The sequence below is a fragment of the Streptococcus parasanguinis genome (assembly GCF_001069785.1).
In the GTDB taxonomy this organism is placed as follows: Bacteria; Bacillota; Bacilli; order Lactobacillales; family Streptococcaceae; genus Streptococcus; species Streptococcus parasanguinis_T.
In genome coordinates this window covers 1-8796 of the sequence record NZ_JVSR01000086.1, presented here as the reverse complement: position 1 = coordinate 8796, position 8796 = coordinate 1, and the positions used below count along the sequence as shown (strand labels likewise).

At 41.8% G+C, this 8796-nt stretch carries 9 protein-coding genes and 1 pseudogene; all 10 read left to right on the top strand.

Going from position 1 to position 8796, the window contains the following annotated elements; translation table 11 throughout:
- Window positions 1-122: 122 nt before the first annotated feature.
- The 10 genes and pseudogenes from ADG03_RS08090 (at window position 123) to ADG03_RS08045 (ending at window position 8621) form a co-directional block, all read left to right on the top strand.
- Window positions 123-949: pseudogene (locus ADG03_RS08090) on the top strand (ZIP family metal transporter).
- A 118-nt stretch (window positions 950-1067) separates the two neighbouring features.
- Entirely contained in the window at window positions 1068-1502 is a 435-nt protein-coding gene (locus ADG03_RS08085; protein WP_049472464.1) for a hypothetical protein, read from the top strand.
- A 144-nt stretch (window positions 1503-1646) separates the two neighbouring features.
- Window positions 1647-2516, top strand: a complete 870-nt coding sequence (rfbA, locus tag ADG03_RS08080) for a glucose-1-phosphate thymidylyltransferase RfbA (RefSeq protein ID WP_003002772.1) — start codon at window positions 1647-1649, stop codon at window positions 2514-2516.
- On the top strand, window positions 2516-3109 hold the full coding sequence (locus ADG03_RS08075; protein ID WP_049472463.1) for a dTDP-4-dehydrorhamnose 3,5-epimerase family protein: 594 nt from the start codon (window positions 2516-2518) through the stop codon (window positions 3107-3109). The genes rfbA and ADG03_RS08075 overlap by 1 nt, the downstream gene beginning before the upstream one ends.
- A gap of 405 nt (window positions 3110-3514) precedes the next feature.
- Window positions 3515-4561: a dTDP-glucose 4,6-dehydratase gene (gene rfbB / locus ADG03_RS08070; RefSeq protein ID WP_003002700.1), complete on the top strand. Its 1047-nt coding sequence runs from the start codon at window positions 3515-3517 to the stop codon at window positions 4559-4561.
- Window positions 4562-4683: 122 nt separating this feature from the next.
- Window positions 4684-4869, top strand: a complete 186-nt coding sequence (locus tag ADG03_RS11250) for a hypothetical protein (RefSeq protein ID WP_049472461.1) — start codon at window positions 4684-4686, stop codon at window positions 4867-4869.
- 3 nt (window positions 4870-4872) lie between these two features.
- The gene (locus ADG03_RS08060; protein WP_049472460.1) at window positions 4873-5763 is read left to right on the top strand and encodes a hypothetical protein; all 891 of its coding nucleotides are present in this window, start codon (window positions 4873-4875) and stop codon (window positions 5761-5763) included.
- Window positions 5764-5875: 112 nt separating this feature from the next.
- Complete coding sequence (locus ADG03_RS08055) at window positions 5876-6967, top strand: DUF1720 domain-containing protein (protein WP_049472458.1); 1092 nt, start codon at window positions 5876-5878, stop codon at window positions 6965-6967.
- 141 nt (window positions 6968-7108) lie between these two features.
- Window positions 7109-7747 carry a uridine kinase gene (gene udk / locus ADG03_RS08050; protein ID WP_003002524.1) on the top strand — a complete coding sequence of 213 codons (639 nt, stop codon included), beginning with the start codon at window positions 7109-7111 and terminating at the stop codon, window positions 7745-7747.
- A 193-nt stretch (window positions 7748-7940) separates the two neighbouring features.
- Entirely contained in the window at window positions 7941-8621 is a 681-nt protein-coding gene (locus tag ADG03_RS08045) for a YoaK family protein (protein ID WP_049472456.1), read from the top strand.
- The last annotated feature ends 175 nt before the right edge of the window (window positions 8622-8796 follow it).

The window sequence follows — 8796 nt, the reverse complement described above, 5'->3', positions numbered from 1 at the left end:
GAAATCGAATTCTAACGAATTACCGATTTCTGTCCCACTCTCTTTTTTTCGAAAGACCTTCCGTAATTTGGCTAAAAATAGTAGAATAGAAGAAGTGAATCATCGAGAAAATGGGAGTTGTTATGAATTGGTTTCAATCGCAATCCGTGGTCTTACAGGCCTTTCTCGCAGGATTGTTTACATGGGGCTGTACCATTGTCGGGTCAGCCATCGTTTTTTTCTTTAAGCATATCAGTCGTAAGTTACTGGACATCATGATGGGCTTTGCGGCAGGGGTCATGATTGCGGCGTCACTTTGGTCCCTCTTGCAACCGTCGATTTAGTATGTGGAAAACTCTCCTATGGGAGCTTGGCTTGGTTGCCAGCGGCTATCGGTTTTTTAGCTGGAGGTTTTTTCCTCCGTTTGATCGACGCCATCGTCCCTCTCCTTCATATGACGAAGGAGATTGATGAGGCTGAGAGTATCCATACGCCGCGGGAGAAGAAGTTGTCTAAAACAATCCTCCTTTTTCTCGCCATTACCATCCACAATTTCCCAGAAGGCTTAGCGGTTGGGGTGGCCTTTGGAGCTCTGGCTAGCAATCCAAGTCCAGAAGCCTTTATCGGGGCGGTTGGCCTGGCCATTGGGATTGGCTTGCAAAATATCCCAGAAGGGGCTGCTCTTTCAATCCCAATCCGGACGGATGGAAAATCCCGTCTCAATGCCTTTTATTGGGGATCTATGTCAGCCATCGTCGAGCCCATCGGAGCCCTTCTAGGAGCAGTGGCCGTCTTATCCATGACGGCTATCTTGCCTTATGCTCTCTCTTTTGCGGCAGGCGCTATGATCTTCGTGGTGGTTGAAGAGTTGATCCCAGATTCCCAGACTAACGGCAACACAGATGTTGCGACCCTGGGTCTCATGGTTGGCTTTGTCATTATGATGATCCTAGACGTCGCTTTGGGATAAGGAACTGAAAAGGAGAGCATCAGGACAAGCTCTCTTTTTGATTGCTGTTATTGTCTTTGAGAAAAAAGATAGTCAGATACAGCTCAAAGGGTTCTTCATTAGTCAGGAGTATTATCTTATGGTAAAAATCAAGTTTATAAAGAAAAGCAAAAGGATGATGAGTGTCATCGCTTTGGCTCTCCTTATGGTAGTTGGGATCTTTTTGTTTCATATGAACAAAAAAATGGAAGAGAAGCGACGCAATAGAGAGTATGAAGTCAGCTTTGTAAAGACCTTGAAGCATTCTTACAAGGGAATTGAGGAAATTGAGATTAAAAACCCATCCTATAGCTCCATTACTTCAGACGCATGGGGAGCTGATGTCAAAATTACATTTGTTGATGGGACTACAAAGCAACACGAATTAGCCTATGATAAAGATGTTCATAAAATGAAGATAGGGGTCTATCATAATGAAGATGAGGAATTTCAGAGCTTTATGGATTCTAGGAAAGGCACGACCAAATCTGAAGTAAAGGTAAGGTTTTCAGACGGCTCAGTCAAGGAGCAGTAATCTATTTGAATCATGAGTAAGACCAATGCTAACAATTCTACAACACTCATCTCCTGTCATCACCTTGTAACACAAATGCAAGGTGACTTTTTTATATAAACATGATAAAATAAGGGTAATGACTACGTAGAAAGGCCTAACATTATGAAAGGTATTATTTTAGCAGGGGGCTCAGGAACTCGTTTGTATCCATTGACACGTGCGGCTTCTAAACAATTGATGCCCATTTATGACAAACCAATGATCTACTATCCGCTGTCAACGCTTATGTTGGCTGGGATCAAAGATATCCTGATCATCTCGACGCCTCAAGACCTACCTCGTTTTGAAGAGCTTCTTGGAGATGGTTCTGAACTTGGTATTTCCCTCTCTTATGCAGAGCAGCCAAGTCCAGATGGCTTGGCGCAAGCCTTCATCATAGGAGAAGACTTTATCGGTGACGATCATGTTGCCCTCATCCTTGGGGACAATATCTTCCACGGAAACGGCTTAACCAAGATGTTGCAACGGGCAGAAGCGAAGGAAAAAGGAGCGACTGTCTTTGGTTACCAAGTCAAAGATCCGGAACGCTTTGGTGTGGTAGAGTTTGACGCGGATATGAATGCCATCTCTATCGAAGAAAAACCAGAACATCCAAAATCCAACTTTGCAGTGACTGGACTTTACTTCTATGACAATGATGTGGTAGAGATTGCCAAAAACATCAAACCAAGTCCTCGTGGCGAGCTTGAAATCACAGATGTCAACAAGGCTTATTTGGAGCGTGGAGATCTCTCTGTTGAGCTCATGGGCCGTGGTTTTGCCTGGTTGGATACAGGAACTCACGAAAGTCTCTTGCAAGCATCTCAATATATCGAAACTGTTCAACGCTTGCAAAATGTCCAAGTGGCTAACCTTGAGGAAATTGCCTATCGCATGGGTTATATCACCAAAGAACAAGTCCATGAATTAGCGCAATCACTGAAGAAAAACGAATACGGACAATATTTGCTCCGTTTGATTGGAGAAGCTTAATGACGGAACAATTTTTTGATAAAGAATTAGCAGCACGCAAAATTGAAGCCATCCCAGGCTTGATGGAGTTTGATATTCCTGTGCGTGGGGACAACCGTGGTTGGTTTAAAGAAAACTTCCAAAAAGAAAAAATGCTTCCTCTTGGCTTCCCTGAAAGCTTCTTTGCGGAAGGCAAGTTGCAAAACAATATTTCATTCTCTCGTAAAAATGTTTTGCGTGGCTTGCATGCAGAGCCTTGGGACAAGTACATCTCTGTAGCAGATGAAGGCAAGGTTCTTGGAACTTGGGTAGACCTTCGTGAAGGCGATAGCTTTGGGAACACCTACCAAACTGTGATCGATGCTTCAAAAGGCATCTTCGTCCCTCGTGGTGTAGCCAATGGGTTCCAAGTTTTGACAGATAAAGTTGCTTATACATACTTAGTCAATGATTACTGGGCATTGGAACTCAAACCAAAATATGCTTTTGTCAACTACGCAGACCCAAGCCTAGACATCCAATGGGAAAACTTGGCAGAAGCAGAAGTCTCAGAAGCAGACAAGAACCACCCACTGCTCAAAGACGTCAAACCCCTAAAAGCAGAAGATTTGTAAGAATAGCTCTTTAAACAATCAAAGAAAGCATTCTATAGTTTTTAGCTTTGCTATAAACGAGCGAAGCGAGTTATATACTTAGCTTTCCGCCGTGAGAAAAGCACCTGAACTATTTTTGTTTCAGGTGCTCGGAAGTTTTGAGACATTAGGCTCAAAACTAATTGAACACGGGCTACGGATTGTGTCAAAAAGATAAGTTTTCCTAGAATCGAAAAATTCTGCGTCAAACTTCCTATTTTGACTTTATCCGCAAACGCCCTTTGTATCTTAATTTAGTCATGGAACTTCCTGGATTGCTGAAATCATCCACTGGATAATTTCACCTAACTTCCGTACTCACCTAAGGAAAGCTAAAAAAAGATTGATTTAAGGAACAATCAAAACTAAAAATTATTTGGAGAAAAAATGTCAGAATATAAACATATCATCGTAACTGGTGGAGCTGGTTTCATCGGTTCAAACTTCGTACACTATGTCTACAACAACCATCCAGACGTACATGTGACTGTCCTTGACAAACTCACTTACGCTGGTAACCGTGCCAACATTGAAGAAATCCTTGGAGATCGTGTCGAGTTGGTTGTGGGGGACATCGCTGATGCTGAATTAGTTGACAAATTGGCTGCCAAGGCTGATGCTATTGTTCACTATGCGGCTGAAAGCCACAATGACAACTCCCTCAAAGACCCATCTCCATTTATCTACACAAACTTTGTTGGAACTTATACACTATTGGAAGCGGCTCGTAAGTACGACATTCGTTTCCACCACGTGTCAACAGACGAAGTGTATGGAGACCTTCCATTGCGCGAAGATCTTCCTGGACATGGGGAAGGTCCTGGTGAAAAATTCACTGCTGAAACCAAATACAACCCTTCATCACCGTACTCATCAACTAAGGCTGCTTCAGACTTAATCGTGAAGGCTTGGGTTCGTTCATTTGGTGTTAAGGCAACCATTTCAAACTGTTCAAACAACTATGGACCATATCAACACATCGAGAAGTTCATCCCACGTCAAATCACCAATATCTTGTCTGGGATCAAACCAAAACTTTATGGTGAAGGGAAGAACGTCCGTGACTGGATCCACACCAACGACCACTCAACTGGTGTTTGGGCTATCCTCACCAAAGGCCGTATCGGTGAAACTTACTTGATCGGTGCCGATGGTGAAAAGAACAACAAGGAAGTGCTTGAGCTCATCCTTGAAAAAATGGGTCAACCAAAAGACGCCTACGACCGTGTAACAGACCGTGCTGGTCACGATTTGCGTTACGCTATCGATTCAACCAAATTGCGTGAAGAATTGGGTTGGGAACCACAATTCACAAACTTCGAAGCAGGTTTGGAAGATACCATCAAGTGGTACACAGACCACCAAGACTGGTGGAAGGCTGAAAAAGAAGCTGTAGAAGCCAACTACGCGAAAACACAAAAAGTTTTGAAATAATGAAGAAGGTCCAAGTGGAACATCGCTTGGACTTTTTCTTTTTTTCTGAAAAACAGTGATTGCCCTTTCATGTATGGTATAATAGGATCAGTTTGAAAACAATCATCGATTAGGAGGAATAGATGAATCAAAAAGATTGGGTTGACTATTTTGAAGCACTCCATAACCGGAAGCCGAGTCTGCAAGAGTTTCAAAATGCACGAGCGAATGGTGAGTTTGTAGTGGAACGAAAAGAGACCGTTCCTGAAGCACCAGTTCCATCAGCGGTAGCCTTACGAGAGAAAAGTGAGCAGGCTCAAATGCCGTAACAAGTGGAGTCAAGGCCTGAGACTCCAGCTATCAAACGCTTTAGTGTGAAATGGAATAAGCAGACAAAATGGGCTTTATCAGGTATGGGAATACTAGCTATCTTTGTACTGGCTTACTTCTTTTTCTTCCAACCGACTCCAAGTTTGGAAGGAATTTGGGTTGGGCCTGCTGATTCAACAGCAGTAGTTTATGAGTTAAATCAAGAAGAGCCACGATCGTATGGTAAGTATAAGATTGAGAAAGTTTATAAAGGAAATGAAGCAAAACAAGAGTTTCAGAAGGCTTTGAACCAGTTAAACTACTACAAGCTGAAAACCTTAGCAGATGTTGATAGAAAATTTGACCTCCACACAAGGGAAGTTATCATCATTAAAGACGAGCATGGGCTTGTTTATAATCTACTCCAAAGCAATGGGAGCAATGTGATTTTAGCCAATGACTTGATGGATTTGGTTACCTATAGTGATCATTCAGAGAGCTTTAAGAAGAATGCTATTTTTCACAAGACAGAAATTCCCAAAGTGCTAGTTGGGAAATGGAAAATTGAGCGTTCTTATGATGATGAAACCAATTATCTTGAATTAAATGCTCGTGGTATTCTTACTTATAGCGAATTTGATAGTAGCGAAGGAACGGCTTTTTATAGCCTAGAAGAGCTCCAAAAGATGCCTTCAACTAAGTTTGATCAAGAAAAGACAGCTGACAAAGTGAAAGAGGCCTATGAAGATCTTCAAGATGCGGTCGATTCTCAAGATTACCAGCTAACTAGTATGAAAGACGTGTACAAGCAACTAGGATCTGATTTTTATTATGTCCCTGTAAATGGAGGGAAGACAGTCCTTGTTTTCACAGAAGACTATCATTTAGTTGAAAAATTGGAAAAAGTGAAATAAATCAGAAGGGCCGAAAGGTCCTTTTCATTTATTTTCTGAAAATCACAAAATAAACCATGGATTTGTGGTATAATATGGTTAGTTTTTATAATGAATCAATAAGGGGGATATGATGAATCAAAAAGATTGGGTTGAATACTTTGAAGCGGTTAATGGTCGCAAGCCAAGTATGCAAGAATTTCAAGAAGCGCGTGAAAAAGGGGAGTTTGTCGTAGAGCGAAAAGAAGCACCAGCTCCATCAACTGAAGCGCAGGCTCCTTCTCAGGAAGCACCTGTTGCACCTAGTGCGCCTCTTTCACAAGAGCAGACGGGTTTTGTCCAACCACAACCATCTGCGAAAACCTTGCAACCTGTGCCAAGACCGAAAAAATTGACATTTTCTTTCAATAAACAAACAAAGATTGGGGTCGCAGTTGCGGGACTTGTCGCAGTGATTGCTCTTGCTTGGTTCTTTTTCTTTTCAGGTGGACCAAGTCTAGATGGGGTTTGGTTGAGAAATACGGATTCTAGTCCGGTTACTTATGAACTAAGTGGAAAGAAACAAAAAGTCAATGGTGGTGAGACCATCAAAAAGGTTCTCAAGGGGAATGAAGCGAAAAAAGAATTTAATACAGCACTTTCTTTGTTAAATGCAACAGACTTGCATTCACTTGCGGATGTCGATAAGAAATTTAACCTGAAGACGACAGAAATTGTTGTTATTAAGTCTGGTGGGAACACACGCTATAACTTGCTCCAAAAAGACGGAAGCAATATTATTTTAAGAAATGATTTATTCGACTTGAAAACTTATAAGTCATACAAAGGAAACTTTGAAGATAATTTGGTCTATCACAAGGTTGAAACACCAAAGGCCATGGTTGGAAAATGGAAGAATGTGACAGAAGGAGATAATACAACTGTTCAGATTTCAGATCATGGAATTATAAGTGATAAGTATTACGATAACAAGGCTTACGCATTCTATTCTCTAGCTGATCAAGAAAAGTATGATGGAGACACGACTTCTAAAGAAGAGATTGAACACACATTTGGCATAATTCAAGAAGCGGTGAAATCAGAAGGCTATCAAGTGAAGAGCGCTAAGGAAGTCTATATACAAGCTAATTCAAATTATTGTTTCGTACCTGTCAATGGTGGAAAAAATATACTCGTCTTACGTGGTGGTAATGAATTTGCCGCTAAATTAGAAAAAGTGAAGTAATGAAAGGACCGCAAGGTCCTTTTTGTTTCCAAACTTCTTACTGAAAAACTATTCATGTCTAGGCAAAAATATGGTAAAATGGATAAGATGTGTCTGAGATGTCTATTTCTTCTCAGACGACTACAGGTAATGGAGTAGAAAATGCAAAATAGACCTATTATTATTGGTGTTACTGGTGGTTCTGGTGGTGGAAAGACCAGTGTGTCTCGTGCCATTTTGGCTAATTTCCCGAATGAAAAGATTGCCATGATTGAGCATGATTCTTATTACAAGGACCAAAGTCATTTGACCTTTGAGGAGCGGATCAAGACCAACTATGACCATCCTTTTGCCTTTGATACGGACTTGATGATTGCGCAGATCAATGAACTCTTGGAGGGTCGTCCGGTGGATATCCCAACTTATGACTATGCTGAACATACGCGCAGCAGCAAGACCTATCGTCAGGAACCACAAGATGTCTTCATCGTGGAAGGAATCTTAGTCCTTGAAGACAAGCGCCTTCGGGACTTGATGGATATCAAGATTTTCGTTGATACCGATGATGATGTGCGGATCATTCGCCGTATCAAGCGGGACATGGAAGAGCGTGGACGGAGTCTCGATAGCGTCATTGAGCAATATCTTGGTGTGGTAAAACCGATGTACCACCAGTTCATCGAGCCAACCAAGCGCTATGCGGACGTGATCATTCCTGAGGGCGTAACCAATACGGTTGCGATTGACTTGATCACAACCAAGATTGAAAAAATCCTCAACGAAGCGCGTGAGGGAAAATAGAAAAAGAGAGAAGAAGGGCAACTGGTCACCAAGTGTCTACGGATATGAGGAGTGACGGAATGTCTCAGTAGTTGATGAGACTCTTCATTCGCTAAAAGACTCAGAAGAGTTCTCCATCAATGTTGCGGGGGAGGTACGAAAAACGTTATGTAACGTTCTGTACCACTCCCTCTTTTTCCTAAGGAGAATGGAAATGAAAAGGGAGTTTCATTCGCGGACCAAGGCGTTCGCTTGTTTATTGACCATGTGTGCTGGTTTTTCAGATGCTTATACCTTTATTTGTCGGGGTGGGACCTTGGCGGCAGGCCAGACGGGAAATGTGGTCTTTCTATCGGTTGGTTTGATCGGCCAGCAGATCTCAGATGTAGAAGTGAAGTTAGCCACGATGCTGGCCTTTATGCTGGGGATCTTTTTAATGACGGTCTTGCGTCGCTTGATTGATAATTCAGTCTGGCGCTTGAGTACCCTAGTGCCCTATATCCTCACAACTTTGGTGACAGGATTTTTACCAGCATCGGTAAAAAATGTCTTCATCGTGCCTTTTTTTGGCCTGAGTTTAGGAATCGTAGCGACCTCATTTGGAGAAGTAGGTAGCTATGCCTACAACCACTCTTTTATGACCGGAAATCTCAAGAAAACCATGGTGGCTTATGGAAATTTTGTCAGAGAAAAGGAGATGAAATTCCTCTGGGAAGCCATCTTTATGACCTGCTTGATCGGGAGTTTCGTCTGTGGGGCCATCTTTTCGACCTACTTGATCCAGTTTTATGGTTTAAAAACTATCTGGCTAGTGGCCATCATCTTGACCATCTTTTTAATCTACCGGGCCATTCAATATTTTGAAGTCTTTCGCTTCAATCGGCGACATGAATAGATAAAATAATTTTTAGAAGAATGAGTTAAATGATTCTGCAAAGAAATAAAACTGAGATTTCATTTTTAAAATGAATCAAGAATATATTGAAACTTTCCGCCGTGAGAAAAGTGCTAGAAACAAAATTGTTTCTAGCACTCGGAATTATTGAGACCTTAGGCTCAATAATTAGTCA